Below are 22333 nucleotides of genomic sequence, written 5' to 3'. Positions count from 1 at the left end.
CTAGGCGGGGAGGATTCGTTAGTGGCTAAGGAAAAAAGGAAGCGTGAGGCTGTAAGCGCCAGTTTTCACTACATGGTTCGGAACGATCCTAACGGAAAGCCGGAAGCACCCCCTACGCCAATTTCCGATGCCGAGTTTGACAAGCTTTGCTCAGCGATTGAGGCAAAGCCAATTGTGGACTTGGATGACGCGACGGTTAAGGATCGTGTGAGGTACCGTCTCGAGGTGCCGATGGAGCAGCCAAAACGTGTCGATAAACGGACTATGTTTGGCGTGTTTCAAGCATCCTATTCCGGTCACGCTTATCGGAATAGCGCTCGCGGAGTGATACCTGCCGACAGCGTGAGCTTGCGTCCTTTCCACTATCTACTCTACCATAGCGAGAGTGGTCGTCTTTACGTTGCCGCTCAGTACCTCGGCCAGTTCGGTGGATACTCTGCTCTAGAGCGGACGGTTCGGGATCTTTTGCCTGACCCAGGCTCTATAACGGCACATTCGTTTCGAGTAAGTGGAGCGTATTACAAGGACGCTCAGCCAACCGAGGTTCGAGTGAAATTCGTAAATGATCCTAAGACACTTACCGGAAAGCCGACATTCACAAACTCAGGTGTAGTGGCGTTCCGAAAACAGCGTAATCAACAAGGTTTTGAAGCGTCAGTTTCGAATGGGGTGTTTCCTCTTATTGGAAAGCCAAAAGAAGAAGTAAAAAAGGGTATGGCCCTGCTTCTAAGTCAGAGCGACCTTATGGATGTATCCGATGATGATATCGAAGACGTCACCGTTTTTGCGACTGTAAATGGGCGCAAAAACACCGCGATACACATGATTGAATCTGGTGGCTTCGCGACCCGTTTTCCACTCGAAATCGAAGTAAACTCAGACGGGCATCCCTCATACGACGATACGCTAAAGGCTATATTGTCGATTCTTAAGTCTCAGATCATATCGAGGACTGAGCGTGGTTAGCATCAAGGATATAATAAAGGAAAATTCAGAGACGTTTTTTGACCATAGGCTCAATAAAAGACAGTCCATATTATGGAGAATGATGTCTCAAATTGCTTTGGCTCTTATCCTTGCAATTTTATTCTACAGAGGAATTTCGCCATTCTTGGGTGGGGTTATCACCATACAGGCTATTCTTATCGGTTTTAGCTTTAGCGTGATGTTTTTTTTGGTGTCGTCAAGGGCAGCAGACTCTGAGCGCACTCCTGTCGAACCTGCTTCCATTGAAGGGTCCCTAAAAAGAGAGCAGGCGATAAAGGTTTCCGAAGAAATATTTTCGAATATTGCCTATTTTAATCTTATCTGCCTCTTTAGCTTGTCAGTTTCACTAATTCTTATGTTGCCGCCTATTTCGTCGTCGTCGTATTGGTGGATGAACATGATCCGACCAAAAATGATCCTCTTGTCAGAGGTATTTCATTTGGCTGGGTATGTTGTTTGGGTTCTGATTGTCTGGTTGTTTTACTTTCTTGTTATTGAGAGCGCTTTTACATTTTTGCGCATAACCGGAAGGATTAACTTTCTTTTCTCTCAAAAAATCCGTCCATAAGGCGTGTGTGCAGGCGCTCACCGCCGCCCGAACAGCTTCTCCAGATCGTGCAGCTTCAGCTCCACATAGGTCGGGCGGCCGTGGTTGCACTGGCCCGAATGCGGGGTGGCTTCCATCTGGCGGAGCAGGGCGTTCATTTCGGGGGCGGTGAGGATGCGGCCGGAGCGGACGCTGCCGTGGCAGGCCATGGTGCCGCAGACCTCGGCCATCCGCTCCTTCAGCGACAGGGCGGCGCCGTGTTCGGCCAAGTCGTCGGCGATGTCGCGGATCAACCCTTGCACGTCCGTGTCGCCCAGCATGGCCGGGGTCTCGCGCACCAGGACGGCGCCGGCGCCGAAGGCCTCGACGATCAGGCCCATCTCGGCCAGTTCCTCGGCGCGCGAGGCGACGCGTTCGGCCTCGGCCGGGTCCAGATCGACCACCTCGGGCGTCAGCAGGGCCTGGCGGGTCACGGACCCCTCGGCCATCTGGGCCTTCATCCGCTCATAGACCAGCCGCTCGTGGGCGGCGTGCTGATCGACGATGACCAGGCCGTCGCGGGTCTGGGCCACGATATAGTTGGCGTGTAGCTGGCCCCGGGCGGCGCCCAGGGGGTAGTCGAGGGGGTCGATGGGGGCGTGAGGGGTGAATCGTGGGTCGTGACGGGCGGGGTCGGCGGGCGCTTGCTGGGGCCAGGCGGGTCCGTCCCAGCTGGGTTCGACGCGGGCGCTGCGTTCGTTGAGGCCGGGCAGGACTTGCGCGGCGGCGGCGGGCTGGGACCAGCCGGTCCAGCCGCTGAAGCCTTGGGCTGACGGGGCGCTGGGGCTGTAGGCAGGACCGGTGGAGACGCCCGTGTGGGGCTGGAACCCCGCCATCGCATCGGCGGCGACGGTGGTGGAGGCGCGGTGGCCGGCGGCGTGGAGCGCATGCCTCAGGGCGCCGACGATCAGGCCGCGCACCAGGGCCGGGTCGCGGAACCGGACCTCAGCCTTGGCGGGGTGGACGTTGACGTCCACGTACAGCGGGTCGATGTCCAGGAACAGGACGGCGGCCGGGTGCCGGTCCCTGGCCAGGAAGTCGGCATAGGCGCCGCGCAGGGCCCCTTGCAGCAGCCGATCCTTCACCGGGCGACCGTTGACGAACAGATACTGATGCGCCGCATTGCCGCGCGAATAGGTGGGCAGGCCGGCGTAGCCCGACAGCCGCACCCCGTCGCGCTCTTGGTCGATCAGCAGGGCGTTGGCCTCGAAGTCGCGGCCCAGCAGGGCCGACAGCCGTTTCAGCCGGCCTTCGTCGCCGGGGTGTTCGGCGGGCAGGCGTAGCGCGACCTTGCCGTCCAGCGACAGGGTGAAGGCGACGGCCTCGTGCGCCATGGCCTGGCGTTTGATCTCTTCCGAAATGGCCATGGCCTCGGCCCGTTCGGACTTCATGAACTTGAGCCGGGCGGGGGTGGCGTAGAAGAGGTCGCGCACCTCGACCCGCGCGCCGTGCGGGCCGGGGAAGGGGGCGGGGGCCAGGGGACGGGTCGCGCCGCCCTCGACCTGGATGACCCAGGCCTCGGCCTCGTCGCGCGACCGGGTGGTGATCGACAGGCGGGCGACCGAGCCGATGGAGGGCAGGGCCTCGCCCCGGAAGCCCAGGGTGTGAATGCGCAACAGGTCCACGTCGCCGGCGTCGTCGGGTTCCAGCTTGGACGTGGCGTGGCGCTCGATGGCCAGGGGCAGCTCGTCTTTCGGGATGCCCTTGCCGTCGTCGGCGATCAGGATGCGCGACAGGCCGCCGCCGTCGGCCTGGATCTCGATATTGCGGCCCCCGGCGTCCAGGGCGTTCTCGACCAGTTCCTTGATGGCGCTGGCCGGCCGCTCGACCACCTCGCCGGCGGCGATGCGGTTGACGGTTTCGGGGGAGAGGCGGCGGATGGGCATGGGAGGGGGAAGATAGGGGGGCGAAGGGATTCGCGCCATTGATGGTTCGGGGGCAACCCTGTCCGTTTGCCATTGGCCTCCTTCTTTCGTCATTCCGGGCGAAGGGCCGCTTGGCCCGAAGACCCGGAACCCAGCGGCGCGCGAGAGCGCGAACCTGTCGCGGACTCGATCTTCAGACATGGCGGGGCGGATGGATTTCGCCTTCGGCGCCGCTGGGTTCCGGGTCTCCGCTGCGCTGCGCCCGGAATGACGAAAGGAAACGGGCGACGAAAGATGGAGCGCAGCGCGTTGCCCGACTCCGCGCGGGCGGGTAGAGCGTTCGGCTTCTCCCGCCCAGCCGAAGTTCCAGACCATGCACGATATCCGAGCCATTCGCGAGAACCCCCAGGTTTACGTCGCGGGCTGGTCGTCGCGCGGAATGACAGGCGATGACGCCAGAGGTCTGGTGGAGGAGATCCTGCGGCTCGATATCGAATTACGTCGTGCAAAAACGACGGGCCAGGAAGCCCTTGCGAAGAAGAATGCTGCTTCGAAGGAAATCGGAGTGCTGATGGCGCAATACCAACGCTGGTTGCGCGAGGAAGACGACGACCAAGCCGCCTATTATTTGCAGCTAGTCGAGCAAAAGAAATCCGAGGCTGGGGCCGCAGGCCAGTCTGAAATTGACGCCGCGGCTCGGCTGGAACGCGAACTCAAAGCTGAGCTGGATGATACTCTCGCTGCGCAGAAGAACCTGGCGGCCGAGGATGTGCCGGACGGCGAGGACGAGGCGGGCAATGTCGAGGTCTCGCGCTGGGGCACGCCCCGCGAAGGCGGTCCGGCCAAGGATCACGCCGACCTGGGCGAGGCCCTGGGGATGCTGGACTTCGAGGCGGCGGCGAAGATGTCGGGCGCCCGGTTCGCGGTGCTGAAAGGCCAACTGGCCCGGCTGGAACGGGCCGTGGGCCAGTTCATGCTGGACCTGCAGACGGACCAACACGGCTATCTGGAAGTGAACCCGCCGCTGCTGGTGCGGGACGAGGCGATGTTCGGCACGGGGCAGTTGCCGAAGTTCGAAAACGATCTGTTCTTTGCCAGTCGTTTCCTCATAGCCGAGAACTCTGAGCAGCAAACGAAAGGCGCGGGAGTGATCTTCAGGGGACATCCCGAGAAAGATGTCGCCACATCCGAAGGAGGCCTTTCGGCTACGATGGGCTTTAATGGCGAGTTCTTTGAAACTCTGCGTTGGCTCATCCCCACCGCCGAAGTCTCCCTGACCAATCTCGTGCGCGAGACCATCTTGTCCGAGGACGACCTCGCCACGCCGATGCGGATGACGGCCCTGACGCCCTGTTTCCGCGCTGAAGCCGGGTCGGCGGGGCGGGATACGCGGGGGCTGATCCGTCAGCACCAGTTCTCCAAGGTCGAGATGGTGTCGATCGCGCGGCCGGAAGACTCCGACGCCGAGCACGAGCGGATGACGGCCTGCGCCGAGGCGGTGCTGAAGGCGCTGGAGCTGCCGTTCCGGCGGATGCTGCTGTGCAAGGGCGATATGGGCTTCTCGGCGCAGAAGACCTTCGACCTGGAGGTCTGGCTGCCCAGCCAGGGGACCTATCGCGAGATCAGCAGTTGCTCGAACTGCGGGGACTTCCAGGCGCGGCGCATGGAGGCGCGGTTCAAGCGCGTGGGCGAGAAGAAGACCGAGTTCGTGCATACGCTGAACGGATCGGGGCTGGCGGTCGGTCGGACCCTGGTGGCGATCATGGAGAACTATCAGCAGGAGGACGGGCGGATCGCGGTGCCGACGGTGTTGCAGCCCTATATGGGCGGTCTGGAATTCGTAGGCGGCGGTCAATGATTTTTCCGCTCATCCCGGCGAAAGCCGGGACCCAGTGCTTTGGGCGCAAGAGGGATCGTGGTCGCTCGGCCTTGGTCCAACGCACTGCTGAGCGACAGAACTGGGTCCCGGCTTTCGCCGGGATGAGCGGAGTTTAGGGTGCGTATCCTCCTGACAAACGACGACGGGATCGAGGCGGAAGGCCTTGAATCCCTTGAGCGGATCGCACGGACGCTGAGCGACGACATCTGGGTGTGCGCGCCCGCCGTCGAGCAGTCGGCCAAGGGCCGGGGCATCACCCTGAGCGAGCCGTTGCGGGTGCATAGGCTGGGCGAGAAGCGGTTCGCGGTGACGGGGACGCCGACTGACTGCGTCGTGCTGGCGGTCAACGACCTGATGCCGGAGCGGCCGGACCTGGTGCTGTCCGGGGTGAACCGGGGGCATAATATCGGCGAGGACGTCAGCTATTCGGGCACGGTGGCGGGCGCCCTGCAAGGCATGGCCTTCGGCATCCGCTCCATCGCCCTGAGCCAGAGCCTGGAACGGTTCCACGACGAGGTGGTGGCCCACTGGGAGACGGCCGAGGCCTTTGCGCCGGCGATCATCAGCAAGCTGCTGGATCAAAAATGGGCCAATGGGGTGGTGATGAACCTGAACTTCCCGAATCTGCCGCCCGAACGGGTCGAGCAGATCGAGGTGACGACGCAAGGCTTCCGAGACGTGGGCGAGATGCACGCGGTGCGGCGCACCGACCTGCGCGGGCGCGACTATTACTGGATGAGCTTCCGCGGCGAGAAGCAGGAACATGCCGAGGGCACGGATCTGAGGGCCATCGAGGCGGGGCGGATCTCGGTCACGCCGCTGCACATCGACCTGACCCATATGGCCAGCGTCCATGACCTGAAGAAGGTGCTGGGCGGGGCGCCGCCGAAGGCGGTGAAGGCCGCATGAACCTGCACGACGACCGCGCCGGACGGCTGATCCTGTCGCTGCGCCAGCAGGGGGTGACGGACCCCCGGGTGCTGGCCGCGATGGAGAGCATCGACCGCGCGGTCTTCGTGCACGAGAAATTTCTGGACCAGGCCTGGGAAGACCAGGCCCTGCCCATCGACTGCGCCCAGACCATCAGCCAGCCCTATATCGTCGGCCTGATGACCCAGGCCCTGGACGTCCAGCCCCGCCACCGGGTGCTGGAGATCGGCACCGGCAGCGGATACCAGTGCGCGGTGCTGAGCCGGCTGGCGCGCTATGTCTATTCGGTGGAGCGGTATCGCAGCCTGCTGGTCGAGGCCGAGGCCAAGCTGCGGACGCTGGAGATCGACAATGTCATCACCAAACACGGCGACGGCGGCCTGGGCTGGATCGAACAGGCGCCCTTCGACCGGATCATGGTGACGGCGGCCTCGCCGGGCGAGCCGACCGAGCTGTTGAAACAGCTGAAGCCGAACGGGGTGCTGGTGGCGCCGGTGGGGCGGACATCCGTGCAGATCCTGCACCGCTATGTCGGCCAGGGCGACGGGTCGTTCCGGCGCGAAAGCCTGACGGAGGTGCGGTTCGTGCCCCTGGTCGAGGGGACGGCGAAGGAGGGGTGAGGCCGGTGCGCGGGTAAAGAGCCCCTTGTGTGTTGGCATTGTGATTGAATGTGGATGCGGGCGGCTGTTCACGCAGCCGCCCGCCGCGGCCTTGAACCCGTATACCCCCTGGTCGAGAGACCGTGACGGAGCCTGGGTCAGGCTGTGATCTTCCAAACCCGAACAGTTGCACGGGACGAGGATCCCGCACTGGCAAGGAAGGGTCGCAAGATGACACAGGATAGAGTGTTTGTCGGCATTGATGTGAGCAAGGCGAGGCTGGATGTCGCCCTGACGACGGGCGAGGTCTGGTCGGTGAGCAATGATCGGGCGGGCTGGAGCGCCTTGATCGACCAACTCCAAACGATCAGGCCTGAAGCCGTCGGGCTGGAGCCTTCGGGCGGCTACGAACGGGACCTGGTCGAGGCCTTGACGCAGGCCGGCCTAGCGGTGCGGCGGGTGGAGGCCGGTCGGGTGCGCGCCTTCGCGGGTGTTCTGGGCCTGAAGGCCAAGACCGATCTGATCGACGCCCAACTGATCGCCCGCTTCGTCCAGACCCTGCCGGGACGGACGGTGGAGCCCAACGCCCGCGCCCAGGCTCTGGCTGAGTTGGTCGATGCCCGCCGCGCCCTGTGCGAGGAACAGGTTCGGGTCCGCAATCAGGTCGAACAGGTGCGCGACCCAATGCTGCGCCGCATGGCCGCCCGCCGCCTGAACCGGATGAAGGCCGACGTCGTGCTGCTGGAGAAGCGTCTGGCCGCCACCGTCGCCGCCGATCCCGACCTGGCCGAACGCGACAGGTTGATGCGCTCGGTCCCCGGCGTCGGCCCGGTGTTGAGCTGGACCCTGATGGCCCACCTGCCCGAACTTGGTCGGCTGAGCCACAAGCAGATCGCCGCCCTCGTCGGCGTCGCCCCCTATGACCGCCAGAGCGGATCCTTGAAGGGCCGAAGCATGATCCGAGGCGGACGCGCCGTGGTCCGCAACGTCGCCTATATGGCCGCCCTGATCGGGGCCCGCCACAACCCTGTCCTGGCCGTTATGAAACAGCGCCTCGCCGCAAAGGGAAAACCCGGAAAGGTCATCCTTGTCGCCCTGATCAACAAGCTGATGACCCTGCTCAACGCCGTCGTCCGCGACCGTTCCGAATGGAGGATCGCAACCCACTGACAAACACAGTTGCTCCGTCTCGCCGCTGCGCGTCGATCCACCTCCCCACCTTGTGGGGAGGAGACAGATGTTTGTCGCGTCTCCTCCCCGCTTTTGCGGGGAGGGGGACCGCCGCGCCGTTTTGCGCGGTGGTGGAGGGGCTCTTAGCCGCGAATTCGACCGTTAACCTTCCCGCCCAACTTTCGCGATGATTGCGGGCTTGGCTTGGGCGGCGCGAGCGGGCACACCGGGCGGGCGGATTTAACCATGTGAGGAGCGGCCGGTGGCGGTGATTTCGGGCTGGATGAGAGCGACTGTGATCGCAGGGGCGTCGCTGAGTGCGGCGGCCTGTATGACCTATCCGTCCGAGCCGCAGTATTCGACGCGACCCACGCCGGCCGGGCAGACGGCCGGGCAGGGCGCCCAGCCGCCGGCCCAGCAAGGCCCGTATGGACAGCCCGCCCAGCCCTACCAGCCGCCGGTTACGGCCCCGGTCGGGGCGGTGGAGGGCGGGGCCCTGCCGCCGCCGGTTTCGGTTGCGCCGACCTATCCGGCAACGCCCGCTCCGGCTTCGCCGTCCACCGTGGTCATGCCGGGCGCGGCCTATGTGATCCAGCCGGGCGACACCATCTCCGGCGTCGGGCGGCGATTCCAGACGCCGGTGCAGACCCTGATCGACCTGAACGGTCTGGGGCCGCGTGGAGCGATCACCAGCGGTCAGAGAATCATCCTGCCTGACTCCGCCGTGGACACAGGGCGCGATCCCTACGCCACCGGGCCGTCGCCGGCCGGGGTGCTGGTGCCGAACACTGGCGTGGTTCCGCCGCCGCCGCCACCGCCCTCGGGCAATGCGGCCCTGCCGGCCCAGACACGGCCAGTCGAGACCCCCGCCCGTCCGCCGGTCACCGCCGCCCCCTCGACGACGCCCATCGCGGGCGGTCCCATCGCCCTGCAATGGCCGGTGCGGGGCGATGTCCTGCGCCGGTTCGGCCCGGTGGGGATGGGCGAGCGCAACAACGGCATCAATATCGGCGCCTCGGCCGGCGCCTCGGTCGTGGCCGCGGCCGGCGGTCGGGTGGCCTATGTGGGCGACGACCTGGTGGGCCAGGGGCTGACGGTCCTGGTTGTTCACAACGGCGGCTGGCGCACGGTTTACGGCCATCTGGGCTCGGCTACGGTCAAGGACGGCGACGACGTGCGCGCCGGCCAGCAGATCGGCACTGTCGGCCTGACGGCCGGCGACGGACGCCCCTCGATCCATTTCGAGACCCGCCAGATGCGCGGCGATGACCCCGTTGCGGTCGATCCGCTGACTGTATTGCCGCGCTGACGCTTAGTCGCGTTGCAATCCGCGAGACGGAGCCCTAGGTTCCGCGCCTCGTTTTAATGGGGCGCCGACGAGGGCAGCCCCCCTTGTGTTCGGAGAGACCCTATGGGCGCCCCAGCTGACGGCGGCATGATGGCCGTGATCATGCAGTTCCTGCCGATCGTCGCCATCTTCATCCTGTTTTACTTCCTGCTGATCCGTCCGCAGCAGAAGCGCGCCAAGGAACATGCGGCCGCCATCGCCGCCGTGAAGCGCGGCGACACGGTCGTGCTGTCCAGCGGCACCATCGGCAAGGTCACCCGCGTCGAAGAGGGCGAGGTCAATGTCGAGATCGCCCCCAGCGTGAATGTGCGCGTCGTCAAGACGATGATCGCCGAGGTGCGCAACCGCACCGCCATCGCCGCCAACGATTCCAAGGCCTGACACCAAGCGTATCGCTGAACCTGGACTGTCCTCATGATTCAGCTGTCGCGCTGGAAAGTCATTCTCGTCGTCGCCTCGGCGATCCTGGGCTGCCTGCTGGCCTTCCCCAACCTGTTGAGCCCGGCTCAGCGGGAGGCGATGCCCGGCTGGCTGCCGAAGAACGCCCTGAACCTGGGGCTGGACCTACAGGGCGGGTCGTACCTGCTGCTTGAGGTCGATGTGGCGGCGATGCGCGAAAAGCGCGTCACCAACCTGGTCGAGGATGTGCGGGTCACGCTGAACGGCGAGGGCATCGCCACCAACGGCTTCCAGCGTGAAGCCGGCGGTGTGATCGTGACCCTGGCCAATCCGGGGCAGCAGACGGCGGCTTTTGAAGCTCTGCGCCAGCTGGCCGGGGCGGCGGGACCGTCGGGCCAGGTCGAACGGACCGCAACCCGCATCGGCGGCGACCGCATCCGCTTCGCCTATACGGACACGGCCCTGGCCGGCATGGGATCGACCGCCGTGGACCAGTCGATCGAGGTGGTGCGCCGCCGGATCGACAGCCTGGGCACACGCGAGCCCTCCATCACCCGCCAGGGCTCTGACCGGATCGTGGTCCAGGCGCCGGGCGAAAGCGATCCGTCCAAGCTCGAGGCTATCATCGGCCAGACGGCGCAGCTGACCTTCCAGATGGTGGATACCGAGAACTCGGTGACCGAGGCCCAGGCTGGCCGCGTCCCGCCGGACGCCGAGCTGCTGATGGGTGAGGACGGCACGCCTTATCTGGTGAAAAAACGGGTTCTGGTCTCGGGCGAGAATCTGACGAGGGCCTCGGTCGATGCTGACCAGAGCGGTCGGCCCGCCATCGGCTTCCGGTTCGACGGCGCGGGCGCGCGCCGGTTTGGCGAGGCGACCTCTGCCAATATCGGCAAGCCGTTCGCCATCATTCTGGACGGCAAGGTCATATCGGCGCCGCGCATCAACAGCGCCATCACCAATGGCTCGGGCATCATCGAAGGCCAATTCTCGATCCAGGAAGCGGCGACGATGGTGAACCTGCTGAACGGGGGCGCCCTGCCGGCGCCGCTGAACGTCGAGGAGCGTCGGACCGTGACCGCCGAACTGGGCGCGGACGCCGTGGCGGCGGGCGCCCTGTCGACCGCGGTCGGCTTCGCCATCATCGTGGTCTTCATGATCCTGGCCTACGGCTTCCTGTTCGGCGGCGTGTCGGTGCTGGGGCTGATCCTGAACGGGGTGCTGATCGTGGCGGCCATGTCGCTGACCCAGGCGACCCTGACCCTGCCGGGCATCGCCGGTTTGATCCTGACCTTCGCGGTGGCCGTGGACGCCAACGTGCTGATCTATGAGCGGATGCGCGACGAGGCCCGGTCGGGCCGCAGCGTGATCGCCAGCATGGACGCCGGCTTCTCCAAGGCCTGGGGCACGATCCTGGACGCAAACGTCACCACCCTGGTGGCGGCGGCGATCATGTTCGTCTTCGGCGCCGGCCCGGTGCGCGGCTTCGCCTGGACGCTGAGCATCGGCGTCTTCACCTCGGTGTTCTCGTCGGTTCTGGTGGCCCAGGTGCTGCTGGCCTACTGGCTCAAGACTGCCAAGCCCAAAAAACTGCCGATCGCGGAGTAATGGCGATGCGTGGATGGCCCTTCATCAAACTGCTGCCGCAGAAGACGAATTTCCATTTCGTCAAATACGCCCGGTTCGCCGCGGTGCTGTCGGTGGTGCTGTGCGTCGCCTCGATCGTGGGATGTTTCATCCCCGGTCTGAACATGGGCATCGACTTCCGCGGCGGCGCCTCGATGGAAGTGTCCAAGCCGGCCGGTCAGGCGATCGAGCTGGACCGGGTGCGCGAGGCCGTGAACGGTCTGAACCTGGGCGACGTCCAGGTGCAGGGCATCGCCAGGCGCGACACCAATGTCGATGACGGCTCGACCGCCATCCTGCGCTTTCAGGTGCCGGAAGGCCGCGACCAGACCCAGGTGGTCAACCAGGTTGAGACCGCCATCAGCCAGACCGTGGGCGAGGTTCAATATTCGGGCGTCAGCGTTGTCGGCTCCAAGGTCTCGGGCGAGCTGTTCACCTCGGGCCTGCTGGCCCTGGCCGTCGCCATCGGCCTGATGTTCCTCTACATCTGGTTCCGGTTCGAACCGCAGTTCGGCTTCGGCGCCGTGATCGGCCTGCTGCACGACGTGGTGTTGACCTTCGGCCTGATCGTGGTGTTCCGGCTGGAGTTCAGCCTGAACATGGTCGCCGCAATCCTGACCGTCATCGGCTATTCGATGAACGATACCGTGGTGGTGTTCGACCGTCTTCGCGAGAACCTGCGCAAGTACAAGACCATGCCTCTGGGCGAGGTGATCGACCTGTCGCTGAACGAGACCCTGTCGCGGACCATCATCACCGGCGTGACCGCCGTCATGGTGCTGGCGGCCCTGGCGATCTTCGGCGGCGAGGCCCTGTTCGGCTTCTCGATCGCCCTGATGTTCGGCATCATCGTCGGCACCTATTCGTCCATCTATGTCGGCGCGCCGATCATCCTGCTGTGGGGCGTCAAGCGCGGCGCCCTGACCGAGGACGCCAAGCCGATCAAGCTGGGCATGGCCAGCCGGCCCTGACTGCGGCATCCTCTCCCGGAGGCGGGGGAGGGTGTGATGAGGTGGAAGCTTTTGCTTGCGGCGCTGCTGGTGCTTGGGCCGGGCTTGGCCGAGGCCCAGACCCATGTGGGCAAGGACGCCTATCAGGGCCTGCCCTGGTCGGTCGCCGCGCCGCAGGGGGCGTCCTGGACCCTGGTCTGTCGATTTCGACCGGTGACGGTCTGGGTCAATCGCTATGAACGGGACCGCTGGCTGAACGCCATGACGCAGGAGGGCCGAGGCGACCGCCATGGACGCCTGCCCGGCGACAACGGCCGCTGTACCTTGACCAAGACCGGCGGCGAGGGCTCGGTCGGGATCGCCCTGGTCAAGAACGGCGTGGCGACGTCGGCGGGCACGCGCGACCCGGCGAACCCGGCGAAGGTGACGGTGTTCTGAACCTGATCGGCTTATCAGCGATCCCGCCCGTCACCCTCGGGCTTGTCCCGAGGGCCCACCTTTCAGCGACTCGAAGTGGAGGTGATGCGGCGACAGTTTTTATGCTGCCGCAAGCGTCCGTGTTCGCATCCGCCGTGGGCCCTCGGGACAAGCCCGAGGGTGACGGGCGGTGGAACGAAATCCTCAGCGCAGCGAGGCGGCGAAGCGCTGGATGCGGGTGCAGGCTTCTTCCAGCACGGCGTCGGAAGTGGCGTAGCTGATGCGGAAATAGGGCGACAGGCCGAAGGCCTCGCCCTGGACCACGGCCACGCCCTCGGCGTTCAGCAGCTCGGCGGCGAAAGTGGAGTCGCCGTCGATGACCACGCCTGATTCCGTCGTCTTGCCGATCAGGCCGGCGATGGACGGATAGACGTAGAAGGCGCCTTCGGGCGTGGCGCAGGTGATCCCCGTCGCCTGGTTCAGCATCGAGACGACCAGGTCGCGACGCTTCTCGAAGGCGGCCTTGCGCTCGGGGATGAAGTCCTGGGTTCCGTTCAGGGCCTCTACCGCCGCCCACTGGCTGATGCTGGTGGGGTTGGAGGTGGTCTGGCTGGCCACCTTGCGCATCAGGTCGATCAGCGGCTTGGGACCGCCAGCGTAGCCGATGCGCCAGCCGGTCATGGCATAGGCCTTGGACACGCCGTTGACAGTCAGGGTGCGGTCGATCAGGTCGGGCGCGACCTGGGCGATGGTGGTGTATTCGAAGTCGCCATAGACCAGGTGCTCGTACATGTCGTCAGTCAGCACCCAGACCTGGGGGTGGCGGCGCAGGACATCGGCCAGGGCCAGCAGTTCCGCCTGAGTGTAGGCGGCGCCGGTCGGGTTGGACGGGCTGTTCAGGATCAGCCACTTGGTGCGGGGCGTGATGGCGGCCTCCAGCACCTCGGGACGCAGCTTGAAGCCGTCCTTCTCCTCGCCGACCACGGTCACGGGCTCGCCGCCGGCCAGCAGCACCATGTCGGGATAGGAGACCCAGTAAGGGGCGGGCACGATAACTTCGTTGCCGGGGTTCAGGGTGGCGACCAGGGCGTTGAAGATGACCGGCTTGCCGCCCGGGGCGACGTGGATCTGCGACACGTCGTAGGTCAGACCGTTCTCGCGAGCGAACTTGGCCACGATGGCCTTCTTCAGCTCGGGCATGCCGTCGGCGTCGGTGTATTTGGTTTCGCCGCGATGGATCGCGTCGATGGCGGCCTGTTTGATATTCTCGGGGGTGTCGAAGTCCGGCTCTCCGGCGCCGAGGCCGATCACGTCGCGGCCCTCGGCTTTAAGCTTCCGGGCCTGGGCGGTCACGGCGATGGTGGCCGAAGGCTTGACGCGGGCGAGGGCGGAAGATTGCAGGCTGGACATGGGTATCCCGTCGATCTTGGAAGGTTCGTGCCGGGGAAGGCGGGGTTCCTTACGCGCGGAGGCCGTCCGGGACAATCCGCCGACGCTCGCTAATCGACGGACAGGGTGATAAGCGGCCCGTCTGATGCGCTGGATCCTCGATTTCCTGTCCAATATGGAGGCGCGGCGCTGGCGCGCCGTGCTGGCGACTGTCGTGTTGCTGGGCGCGATGATCGCCCTGTTCGCCGTGGGCAAGACCCAGCTGGGCCTGGACGCCGAGGTGCGTCTGGAAGCCTGGCTGGGCGGGTTCAGACATGGGCCGTGGGGGCTGCCGGCGGCGGTGATCGTGTTTACGGTTGCGGCCTTCTTCGGGGCGCCGCAGTTCATCCTGATCGCCGCCTGCGTCGTGGCCTTCGGGCCGTGGTTCGGATTTCTGTACAGCTGGATCGCCACGGTCGCCTCGGCCGCCGTCACCTATTGGATGGGGCGGGGGCCGACGGCGCGGCTGCTGGAGCGGCACGGCGGTAAGACGGTCGGGCGGCTGACCCGGTTCGTGGGCAAGAACGCCTTCTACGCCAGTTTCATGATCCGCAACGTGCCCTCGGCGCCCTTCATCGTCGTCAATATGGCGTTCGGCGCGGCGCGGGCGTCCTTCCCCGGCTTCCTGGCCGGGTGCGCCCTGGGCGTGCTGCCCAAGACGGCCCTGGTCGCCTTCTTCGGCGGCTCATTCATGACGGCGGTCAGCGGGGACGGTGTCTGGACCTCGGCCATATTGGCGGGCGTGGCCCTGGCCTGGCTGGGGCTGATGCTGGGCGTGCGCGAATGGGTCAGACGACGCGAGGTCGCGCGCGGCGATTGACGCCGGGTGACGTAGAGGCAGCATGTTTCACAGCCCGTTGGACCCGTTCATGACGCTAACGTGAACGCCCTCAAGGGCCAAGCTTATACAGGGCTGGGGGTGAACTGGGGTCTGTCACGCGAAGGGGGTTGTATTCCCTGTTTCATACGGGCACACGGGCCAACGGTAGGCGTGGCGAAGACGATCAGGAAGCTGTCCGGCAAGGGGATGTCAGGGCGGCGGGGCGTCGCCAGGTCAACTGCGAAACTGACGCCCTCGGTCAAAGAACAACGGTATCGATTCCCATGAGCTTTTCCCTTTTCGGCGCGATCTCCAACGACATCGCGATGGACCTGGGCACCGCCAACACCCTGATCTACATGAAGGGCAAGGGCATCGTCCTGAACGAGCCTTCGGTCGTGGCCCTGCGCAATGTCGGCGGACGCAAGATCGTCCACGCCGTGGGCATCGAGGCCAAGCAGATGCTGGGCCGCACCCCGGGCCACATGGAAGCCATCCGCCCGATGCGCGACGGCGTCATCGCCGACTTCGAAGTCGCCGAAGAGATGATCAAGCACTTCATTCGCAAGGTGCATAACCGCAAGGGCTTCGTAAATCCGAAGATCATCGTCTGCGTGCCGTCCGGCGCCACGGCGGTCGAGCGTCGCGCCATCAACGATTCCTGCCTGAACGCCTCGGCCCGCCGCGTGGGCCTGATCGACGAGCCGATGGCCGCCGCGATCGGCGCCGGCCTGCCGATCCACGAGCCGACCGGCTCGATGGTCGTCGATATCGGCGGCGGTACGACCGAGGTCGCCGTTCTGTCGCTGTCGGGCATCGTCTATTCGCGTTCGGTCCGCGTCGGCGGCGACAAGATGGACGACAGCATCATCAGCTACATGCGTCGCAACCATAATCTGCTGATCGGCGAGACGACCGCCGAGCGCATCAAGAAGGACATCGGCACCGCCCGTATCCCGGCCGACGGCGAAGGCCTGTCGATCGAGGTCAAGGGGCGCGACCTGATGCAGGGCGTGCCGCGCGAGGTCCGCATCTCGGAACGACAGGCCGCCGAAGCCCTGGCCGAGCCGGTGACCCAGATCATCGAGGCCGTGAAGGTCGCGCTGGAAGCCACCCCGCCGGAACTGGCCGCCGACATCGCCGACAAGGGCATCATGCTGACGGGCGGCGGCGCCCTGCTGCGTGGCCTGGACATCGAGATCCGCGATCACACCGGCCTGCCGGTCTCGGTGGCCGACGATCCGCTGTCGTGCGTCGCTATCGGTTGCGGCCGCGTGCTGGAACATCCGCGCTGGATGAAGGGCGTGCTCGACTCCGCGCTCTGATTTTCGATCCGCGGCCGGGTGAAGGCCTGGCCGCAAATCCTTTTCCGTCCTGCGTGATCGACGGTTCCATTCCGGTCCCGATTTTGCGATAGGCAGGCGGAACGGCAGGGCTCGCCTGCCGATTCCAACCCCTTGTGTGGAAGGTCGCCCGTGGCGTTTCGCGACGGCCCCTTTGAGAACCTGAAGGTGCCGCTGGCCTGGACCGCCGCGGTGGTCGCTGTCGTGGGCATGATCGGGGCGGGCCTGCTGCTGGTCAGCGACCGCGCGGCGCCGGACGGCGCCGCCGGGTACAATGCCGTTCGCGGCGCGACGGAAACGGTCACGGGCCCGGTCAGTGGAGTTCTGGCTGCGCCGGTGCGCTGGGTCGGGGCAGTGACCGACTATGTCGGCGGCTATTTCTTCGCCGTGTCCGAAAACCGGCGCCTGAAGGCGGAACTGGCCGAACTGCAGCCGTGGCGCGACCAGGCTATCGCCCTGAAGAACATCAACGGCCGCTACGAGGCCATGCTGGGCCTGCGGACCGAACCGCCCGTGCCCATGCTGACCGCGCGGGCCATCTCGGAAAGCCGGGGGCCGTTCAAGCACGCCAAACTGATCGACGTCGGCTCTGCCAAGGGCGTGAGGATCGGCAATCCGGTCATTAACGAACATGGTCTGGTCGGTCGGGTGACCGGCGTGACCGGCGGTGTCAGCCGTATGGTCCTGATGACCGACGTCGCCTCACGCACGCCCGTGCTGGTGGATCGCACCGACGCCCGTGCCCTGCTGACCGGCGACGGCAGCGGCAACCCCCGGCTGGAGTTCGTGCGCGGCGCGGGATCGGTGCAGGCGGGCGACCGCATCCTGAGTTCCGGCGACGGCGGCGGCTTGCCGCGCGGGATCCCGATCGGCGTCGCCGCCAAGGGCATCGACGGCAGCTGGCGCGTCAAGCTGTTCAGTGATCGCGGCGCCATCGACTATGTGCGCGTGCTGCTGTTCCAGGACTTCGGGCAGTTGATCGATCCGAACGCGTTGAACGCTCCGCCTCTGGCCGGCCTGACAACGGCCCCGCCGCCCAGCGAGGCGCAGGCCGGCGCCATCGGCGATGCGGCCGCGCGTCGCCAAGCGGCGGCAGAGACCCAGGCGGCCCGGGCGCGCGCCGCCGCAGCCGCGCCGGCTCCGGCGCGTCCAGCACCGGTTCGCTCCGCCGAGACGGCGCCCCAGACACCGTCGGAGCCCGCGCCCACTCCGGGGGGCGAGACGTGAGACGGCCGGTCGCGGTCCGCGTCGTCGGTCCCCTGCAATGGATCGTCTATCCGGCCTTTGCGGCTGTCGCCGCCACCATCGTCTTCGCCACACCCGTCCAACTGTTCGGCCTGACCCTGCCCGAACCGGTGTTCCCGATGGTGCTGGCCTTCGCCTGGCCGCTGATCCGCCCGTCGATGACGGCGCCGGCGGTGCTGTTCGCGCTGGGCCTGTTCCTGGATCTGTTCTGGAGCGGTCCGCTGGGGCTGTGGCCCCTGTGCCTGATGGGGGTCTATGCGGTGATCCTGTTGTCGCGCAATCTGCTGGCGGGGCATGAGGGGGTGGTTCGGTTCACCTGGTACGCCGCCTGCACCTTGAGCGCCTTCCTGACGGCCTATGTGATCGTGGCGATCCGCGCGGCCAATCCGCCGTCGATCCTGTCCCTGATCGGCCAGATCGTCCCGACCCTGATCCTGTATCCGATCGCCGACTGGATGCTGGAACGGTTCGACGACGGGGACACGCGCTTCCGATGAGCGGCGAACCCTCCATCTTCTTCGCCGACGTCAACGAGCGCCAGGGCTCCTTCCTGCGCCGCACCTTTGTGTTTGGCGGTCTGACGGGACTGGGCGTGACGGCCCTGATCGGGCGGCTGGCCCAGCTTCAGGTCGTTCAGGCCCAGGAATATGCGACCCTGTCGTCGCAAAACCAGTTCAACTTCCGCATGGTCCCCCCGCCGCGCGGCCTGATCAAGGACCGCAACGGCGTGGTCATCGCCGGCAACCGACCCAGTTTCCGGGTGCTGGTGGTCCGCGACGAGACCAAGGATCTGGACCAGACGCTGGACCTGCTGGGCCGGCTGCTGCCCGACACCCTGGAGCGCCGTCGGGCCATCATCCGCGACGTCAACGCCTCGTCCAAGTTCAACCCGGTCCCGGTCAAGAGCGACCTGACCTGGGAAGAGTTCGCCAAGGTCAATCTGTACGCCAACGAACTGCCGGGCGTCATGGCCGACATGAACGACGCCCGCTACTACCCCTTCGGCGGGTCGTTCGCCCATGTGATCGGCTATGTGGCCAAGGTCAACGACCGCGACATCAAGGCCATCCGCGACAAGGGCGAGACGCCGTCGCCGCTGTTGTTCAACCCCGGTTTCCGCATCGGTCGTCAGGGGGTGGAAAAGGCGTTGGATACTGCGCTGCGCGGCGAGCCGGGCGGCAATCGCGTCGAGGTGGACGCCCGCGGCCGCGTGGTGGCTGAGGATGTCGGCGGATCTCGCCCCGCCGTGCCTGGCCAGGAGGTCATCCTGACGCTGGACGCCGACGTCCAGAACCGCGCGCTGGAAGTATTCGGCGAGGAGTCCGGCGCCTGCGTTGTGATGGACGTGCGCAACGGCGACATCCTGGCGATGACCTCTGCGCCGTCGTTCGATCCGAACCTGTTCGTCGGCGGCGTGCCCTCGAGCGTCTATCGCGCGCTGGCCGACTATGAGCGGCGCCCGCTGACGGACAAGGCGCTGGCGGGAACCTTTGCTCCGGGCTCGACCTTCAAGCCCGTCGTCGGTCTTGCGGCCCTGAAGCGTGGAGGCGATCCCAACCGGCGTATCGTCTGCAACGGCTCGTATTACTTGGGACGGCGGTTCGCCTGTCTAGGACGTCACGGCTCGCTGGACATGCGGGGGGCGATCAAGAACTCCTGCAACGTCTATTTCATGACACTGGCCGTGGAGATGGGGCCGGACGCCATTGCCGAAACGGCGCGGGAACTGGGTTTCGGCCAGACCTTTGATATCGGCGTGTCCGGCCAGAAGCCCGGCCTGGTTCCCGACCGTAAGTGGCGGCGTGAAAATCCCGTCCGGGGCGACGGTAAGTGGTATCCTGGGGAAACGCCCAGCTACGGCATCGGGCAGGGAGCCCTGACGGTCAACGCCTTGCAACTGGCCGTCTATGCGTCTCGACTGGCCAACGGTCGCAAGGCGGTCATGCCGCGCCTGATCAAGTCGATCGGCGGCGTGGAGCAGGGGGGCGACCGAACCTTCGCCGACCTTCCCTATGATCCCGCTTTCGGACAGGTGATGCGCGAGGGCATGGAGGCCGTGACGGACGTCGGCGGCACCGGCTTCAGAAACAGCCAACTGGGCTTGGGCGACATTCGCATGGCGGGCAAGACCGGCACGGCTCAGGCGCAGAACTATGGCGCCGGCTCCCGCAAGGGCGCGGGCCGGCCCTGGGCCCAGAAGGACCACAACCTGTTCATCGCTTTCGCGCCCGCCGACAATCCGCGCTATGCGGTGTCGGTGATCGTGCAGCACGGGGGCATGGGCGGCGGCACCGCCGGTGCGCCGCGCGCCCGCGAGGTGATGAAAGTCGCCCTGCTGAAGGATCCCGAGATGCGGGCGCGTATGGAGCGGCCGCCTGCGCCGGATCCGGTCGAGCCCACCTCTCTGGAAGAACCGCCCGTCGTGGCGGAAGTGACGCCGCAGCCTCTCGGCGCCGAGCCGCCTCTTCCGTCGACCGAGCCGCGCTGATGACCGCTTCCGCCCTGTCCCGTCCCGGCGAGCGCGAGCGCGTTTCGACCAAGATCAGCCAGATCGACTGGCGGCTGCTGCTGCTGCTCTGCGTCGTCGGCGGGGCCGGGGGACTGATGCTCTATTCCGTGGCGGGAGGATCCTGGTCGCCGTGGGCGGCAAAGCATCTGATCCGCTTCGGCGTCTGCCTGGTGCTGATGCTGGGCCTGTCCATGATCAACATCCGGTTCTGGTTCGCCGTGGCCTATCCTGTCTATGGCCTGGCCCTGTTCCTGCTGGCCCTGGTCGAGACGCCGCTGGGTTATGAGGCCCTGGGGGCCACCCGTTGGCTGGATCTGGGCTTCACCCGTATCCAGCCGTCCGAAATCATGAAGATCGGCGTCGTTCTGGCCCTGGCGCGCTGGTACCACGGCGCTTCGGCCAAGGAGGCGAGCCTCCATTGGAAGCTGATCGTCCCCGTCGGCATCATCGGCCTGCCGTTCATACTGGTCGCCCACCAGCCCGACCTGGGTTCGGCCATGCTGATCGGCCTGACCGGCGCGGCCATCATGTTCATGGCCGGGCTGAACTGGAAGGTCATTGCCGCCGTCGCCGCCATCGCCCTGGTCGCCGTGCCGCCCTATGTGATGTTCGGCATGCACGACTATCAGCGGCACCGGGTTCTGACCTTCCTGAACCCCGAGGCCGATATGGACGACAAGGGCTATCAGATCGTCCAGTCCAAGATCGCCATGGGATCGGGCGGGCTGCTGGGCAAGGGGTATGGCCTGGGTAGCCAGAGCCAGCTGGAGTTCCTGCCCGAACGGCACACCGACTTCATCTTCGCCGCCTTCGCCGAAGAGTTCGGCTTTGTCGGCACCTTCTTCCTGCTGACCGCCTATGCGGCCATCATATTGATTTCGCTCCGAATAGCCTCCTTGTCGCACAGTCATTTCGGACGATTGGCCGCCTCGGGCGTTATCGCCACCTTCGCCATGTATGTGCTGATCAACGGCGCCATGGTCATGGGGTTGGCGCCGGTCGTCGGCGTGCCCATGCCGCTGCTGTCGAACGGCGGCACGGTGATGTTGACGGTGATGATCGGCTTCGGGCTGGTGATGGCGACGCGGGTCCACCGTTACGCCGAACTGCCGAAGGGCCATGGTCTGATCTGATGGCGGACGCGCCGACCTTCGTCCGGGTGCTGGACATGTGCGCCCAAGCTGTGGTCGTGTCCCGTCGATGACCTCCAAGACCGGCCAGGGCCGCAACCGCACTATGGGCGACATCGCCCGTCTGGCCGGCGTCTCGCCGATGACCGTTTCGCGCGTGGTCAACGGCGACGCCCGCGTGCGCGAGGCGACGCGGACCAAGGTCGAGGAGATCATCCGCGAGACGGGCTATGTGCCCGATCCCGCCGCCCGCATTCTGGCGCGGGCCGGGGCAGGGCGGATCGGGCTTTTGTACGCCAACCCGTCCAATGCCTATCTGGCCGAGGTCCTGTCCGGCGCCCTGGAAGGGGCGAGATCGGTTGGCCTGTTGCTGCTGATCGAGCCGTCGCAGGCCGGCGCGCCGGAGGAAGAACGCGAGGCGGTCCAGAGGCTGAGCGCCGGGGGCGCGCAGGGGGTGATCGTGCCGCCGCCGCTGGGCGAATCAAAGGCCACCCTGGACGCCATCGCCAAGAGCAGGATGAAGGCCGTCGTTCTGGCCGCGCCCGCCGCCAGCGAGGATCTGGTCTCGCTGAAGGTGGACGATGTCGGCGCCGCCCACCAGATGACGAAACATCTGCTCGACATGGGCCATCGCGTCATCGGCTTCATCCTGGGGCGGGAAGACCAGAGCGCCAGCAACGACCGCCGTCGCGGGGCGCAGGCCGCTATCAACGACGTCGAAGGCGCGGTGCTTCAGGTCGAACCTGGCGACTTCACCTACCGGTCCGGGTTCGAGGCGGGGCGCCGACTGCTGGCCCAGTCGCCTCGACCGACCGCCATATTCGCCAGCAACGACGACATGGCCGCCGGGGCTTTGGCGGCCGTACACGCGGCGGGCCTGTCCACCCCGCGCGACGTTTCTGTCGTGGGTTTCGACGACACCTATCTGGCCGCCAGCGTCTGGCCCGCCCTGACCACGATTCGCCAGCCGGTCGCCGCCATGGCCCGCCGCGCCGCCATTATACTGGGGCGCGGCGGCGAGAATTCGGGCCCCGTCGCCCACGAAATGATCTTCCGCGAGAGCACGTCGTCGCCTTCCGATTGACAGGGCGTTTGTGATGCA

The 22333-nt window shown here is 65.9% G+C and carries 20 protein-coding genes; 18 read left to right on the top strand and 2 right to left on the bottom strand.

Going from position 1 to position 22333, the window contains the following annotated elements:
* Positions 1–21 precede the first annotated feature (21 nt).
* Both ACW177_RS11155 and ACW177_RS11150 read left to right on the top strand, forming a co-directional pair.
* Positions 22–966: a hypothetical protein gene (locus ACW177_RS11155; RefSeq protein WP_492025780.1), complete on the top strand. Its 945-nt coding sequence runs from the start codon at positions 22–24 to the stop codon at positions 964–966.
* Positions 959–1555 (top strand): hypothetical protein, encoded by a 597-nt coding sequence (locus ACW177_RS11150; RefSeq protein ID WP_492025779.1) that lies wholly within the window; start codon positions 959–961, stop codon positions 1553–1555. Before ACW177_RS11155 ends, ACW177_RS11150 begins: the two co-directional genes overlap by 8 nt.
* A 17-nt stretch (positions 1556–1572) precedes the next feature.
* On the opposite strand, the gene mutL is transcribed toward ACW177_RS11150, so the two are convergent.
* Positions 1573–3459 carry a DNA mismatch repair endonuclease MutL gene (gene mutL, locus ACW177_RS11145; protein ID WP_492028109.1) on the bottom strand — a complete coding sequence of 629 codons (1887 nt, stop codon included), beginning with the start codon at positions 3457–3459 and terminating at the stop codon, positions 1573–1575.
* A gap of 352 nt (positions 3460–3811) precedes the next feature.
* Here mutL and serS point away from each other — a divergent pair, with 352 nt between their 5' ends.
* The 9 genes from serS to ACW177_RS11100 all read left to right on the top strand — a co-directional run bounded on the left by serS (position 3812) and on the right by ACW177_RS11100 (position 12777).
* Complete coding sequence (gene serS, locus ACW177_RS11140) at positions 3812–5296, top strand: serine--tRNA ligase (RefSeq protein WP_492025778.1); 1485 nt, start codon at positions 3812–3814, stop codon at positions 5294–5296.
* A 138-nt stretch (positions 5297–5434) separates the two neighbouring features.
* The gene (gene surE, locus ACW177_RS11135; RefSeq protein ID WP_492025777.1) at positions 5435–6226 is read left to right on the top strand and encodes a 5'/3'-nucleotidase SurE; all 792 of its coding nucleotides are present in this window, start codon (positions 5435–5437) and stop codon (positions 6224–6226) included.
* Positions 6223–6867: a protein-L-isoaspartate(D-aspartate) O-methyltransferase gene (locus tag ACW177_RS11130; protein WP_492025776.1), complete on the top strand. Its 645-nt coding sequence runs from the start codon at positions 6223–6225 to the stop codon at positions 6865–6867. The genes surE and ACW177_RS11130 overlap by 4 nt, the downstream gene beginning before the upstream one ends.
* Positions 6868–7077: 210 nt before the next feature.
* Entirely contained in the window at positions 7078–8016 is a 939-nt protein-coding gene (locus ACW177_RS11125; RefSeq protein WP_492025775.1) for an IS110 family RNA-guided transposase, read from the top strand.
* Between the two features lie 262 nt (positions 8017–8278).
* The gene (locus ACW177_RS11120; protein ID WP_492025774.1) at positions 8279–9325 is read left to right on the top strand and encodes a peptidoglycan DD-metalloendopeptidase family protein; all 1047 of its coding nucleotides are present in this window, start codon (positions 8279–8281) and stop codon (positions 9323–9325) included.
* A 102-nt stretch (positions 9326–9427) separates the two neighbouring features.
* Positions 9428–9745 carry a preprotein translocase subunit YajC gene (yajC, locus tag ACW177_RS11115; protein WP_271166406.1) on the top strand — a complete coding sequence of 106 codons (318 nt, stop codon included), beginning with the start codon at positions 9428–9430 and terminating at the stop codon, positions 9743–9745.
* A 33-nt stretch (positions 9746–9778) separates the two neighbouring features.
* A complete protein-coding gene (gene secD, locus ACW177_RS11110; RefSeq protein ID WP_492025773.1) occupies positions 9779–11371 on the top strand; it encodes a protein translocase subunit SecD in 1593 nt (530 codons plus the stop codon).
* Positions 11371–12360: a protein translocase subunit SecF gene (gene secF, locus ACW177_RS11105; RefSeq protein ID WP_492025772.1), complete on the top strand. Its 990-nt coding sequence runs from the start codon at positions 11371–11373 to the stop codon at positions 12358–12360. Before secD ends, secF begins: the two co-directional genes overlap by 1 nt.
* Positions 12361–12396: 36 nt before the next feature.
* Complete coding sequence (locus tag ACW177_RS11100; RefSeq protein WP_492025771.1) at positions 12397–12777, top strand: hypothetical protein; 381 nt, start codon at positions 12397–12399, stop codon at positions 12775–12777.
* A gap of 183 nt (positions 12778–12960) precedes the next feature.
* On the opposite strand, the gene ACW177_RS11095 is transcribed toward ACW177_RS11100, so the two are convergent.
* Entirely contained in the window at positions 12961–14166 is a 1206-nt protein-coding gene (locus tag ACW177_RS11095) for a pyridoxal phosphate-dependent aminotransferase (protein ID WP_492025770.1), read from the bottom strand.
* Between the two features lie 124 nt (positions 14167–14290).
* Here ACW177_RS11095 and ACW177_RS11090 point away from each other — a divergent pair, with 124 nt between their 5' ends.
* The 7 genes from ACW177_RS11090 (at position 14291) to ACW177_RS11060 (ending at position 22315) form a co-directional block, all read left to right on the top strand.
* A complete protein-coding gene (locus ACW177_RS11090) occupies positions 14291–15004 on the top strand; it encodes a TVP38/TMEM64 family protein (RefSeq protein WP_492025769.1) in 714 nt (237 codons plus the stop codon).
* A gap of 284 nt (positions 15005–15288) precedes the next feature.
* On the top strand, positions 15289–16329 hold the full coding sequence (locus tag ACW177_RS11085; RefSeq protein ID WP_008260883.1) for a rod shape-determining protein: 1041 nt from the start codon (positions 15289–15291) through the stop codon (positions 16327–16329).
* Positions 16330–16479: 150 nt separating this feature from the next.
* Positions 16480–17574: a rod shape-determining protein MreC gene (gene mreC, locus ACW177_RS11080; protein ID WP_492025768.1), complete on the top strand. Its 1095-nt coding sequence runs from the start codon at positions 16480–16482 to the stop codon at positions 17572–17574.
* Complete coding sequence (locus ACW177_RS11075; protein ID WP_492025767.1) at positions 17571–18089, top strand: hypothetical protein; 519 nt, start codon at positions 17571–17573, stop codon at positions 18087–18089. Before mreC ends, ACW177_RS11075 begins: the two co-directional genes overlap by 4 nt.
* The gene (mrdA, locus tag ACW177_RS11070; protein ID WP_492025766.1) at positions 18086–20080 is read left to right on the top strand and encodes a penicillin-binding protein 2; all 1995 of its coding nucleotides are present in this window, start codon (positions 18086–18088) and stop codon (positions 20078–20080) included. The genes ACW177_RS11075 and mrdA overlap by 4 nt, the downstream gene beginning before the upstream one ends.
* Positions 20080–21234, top strand: coding sequence for a rod shape-determining protein RodA (gene rodA / locus ACW177_RS11065; RefSeq protein WP_492025765.1), 1155 nt, complete (start codon positions 20080–20082; stop codon positions 21232–21234). Before mrdA ends, rodA begins: the two co-directional genes overlap by 1 nt.
* Positions 21235–21301: 67 nt before the next feature.
* Positions 21302–22315 carry a LacI family DNA-binding transcriptional regulator gene (locus ACW177_RS11060; RefSeq protein ID WP_492025764.1) on the top strand — a complete coding sequence of 338 codons (1014 nt, stop codon included), beginning with the start codon at positions 21302–21304 and terminating at the stop codon, positions 22313–22315.
* Positions 22316–22333 lie beyond the last annotated feature (18 nt).

It is taken from the genome of Brevundimonas sp. AVps23W (genome assembly GCF_058681395.1).
Note: the sequence above shows the minus strand (reverse complement) of the source record. Positions and strands in the feature narration are given on the sequence as shown.

Coding starts and splice junctions, on each gene's coding strand:
- mrdA (WP_492025766.1), top strand. CDS start 18,086: ATGAGCGGCGAACCCTCCATCTTCTTCGCCGACGTCAACGAGCGCCAG.
- ACW177_RS11130 (WP_492025776.1), top strand. CDS start 6,223: ATGAACCTGCACGACGACCGCGCCGGACGGCTGATCCTGTCGCTGCGC.
- yajC (WP_271166406.1), top strand. CDS start 9,428: ATGGGCGCCCCAGCTGACGGCGGCATGATGGCCGTGATCATGCAGTTC.
- rodA (WP_492025765.1), top strand. CDS start 20,080: ATGACCGCTTCCGCCCTGTCCCGTCCCGGCGAGCGCGAGCGCGTTTCG.
- ACW177_RS11095 (WP_492025770.1), bottom strand. CDS start 14,166: ATGTCCAGCCTGCAATCTTCCGCCCTCGCCCGCGTCAAGCCTTCGGCC.
- ACW177_RS11085 (WP_008260883.1), top strand. CDS start 15,289: ATGAGCTTTTCCCTTTTCGGCGCGATCTCCAACGACATCGCGATGGAC.
- mutL (WP_492028109.1), bottom strand. CDS start 3,459: ATGCCCATCCGCCGCCTCTCCCCCGAAACCGTCAACCGCATCGCCGCC.
- ACW177_RS11090 (WP_492025769.1), top strand. CDS start 14,291: ATGCGCTGGATCCTCGATTTCCTGTCCAATATGGAGGCGCGGCGCTGG.
- ACW177_RS11060 (WP_492025764.1), top strand. CDS start 21,302: ATGACCTCCAAGACCGGCCAGGGCCGCAACCGCACTATGGGCGACATC.
- serS (WP_492025778.1), top strand. CDS start 3,812: ATGCACGATATCCGAGCCATTCGCGAGAACCCCCAGGTTTACGTCGCG.
- ACW177_RS11125 (WP_492025775.1), top strand. CDS start 7,078: ATGACACAGGATAGAGTGTTTGTCGGCATTGATGTGAGCAAGGCGAGG.
- ACW177_RS11100 (WP_492025771.1), top strand. CDS start 12,397: ATGAGGTGGAAGCTTTTGCTTGCGGCGCTGCTGGTGCTTGGGCCGGGC.
- secD (WP_492025773.1), top strand. CDS start 9,779: ATGATTCAGCTGTCGCGCTGGAAAGTCATTCTCGTCGTCGCCTCGGCG.
- secF (WP_492025772.1), top strand. CDS start 11,371: ATGGCGATGCGTGGATGGCCCTTCATCAAACTGCTGCCGCAGAAGACG.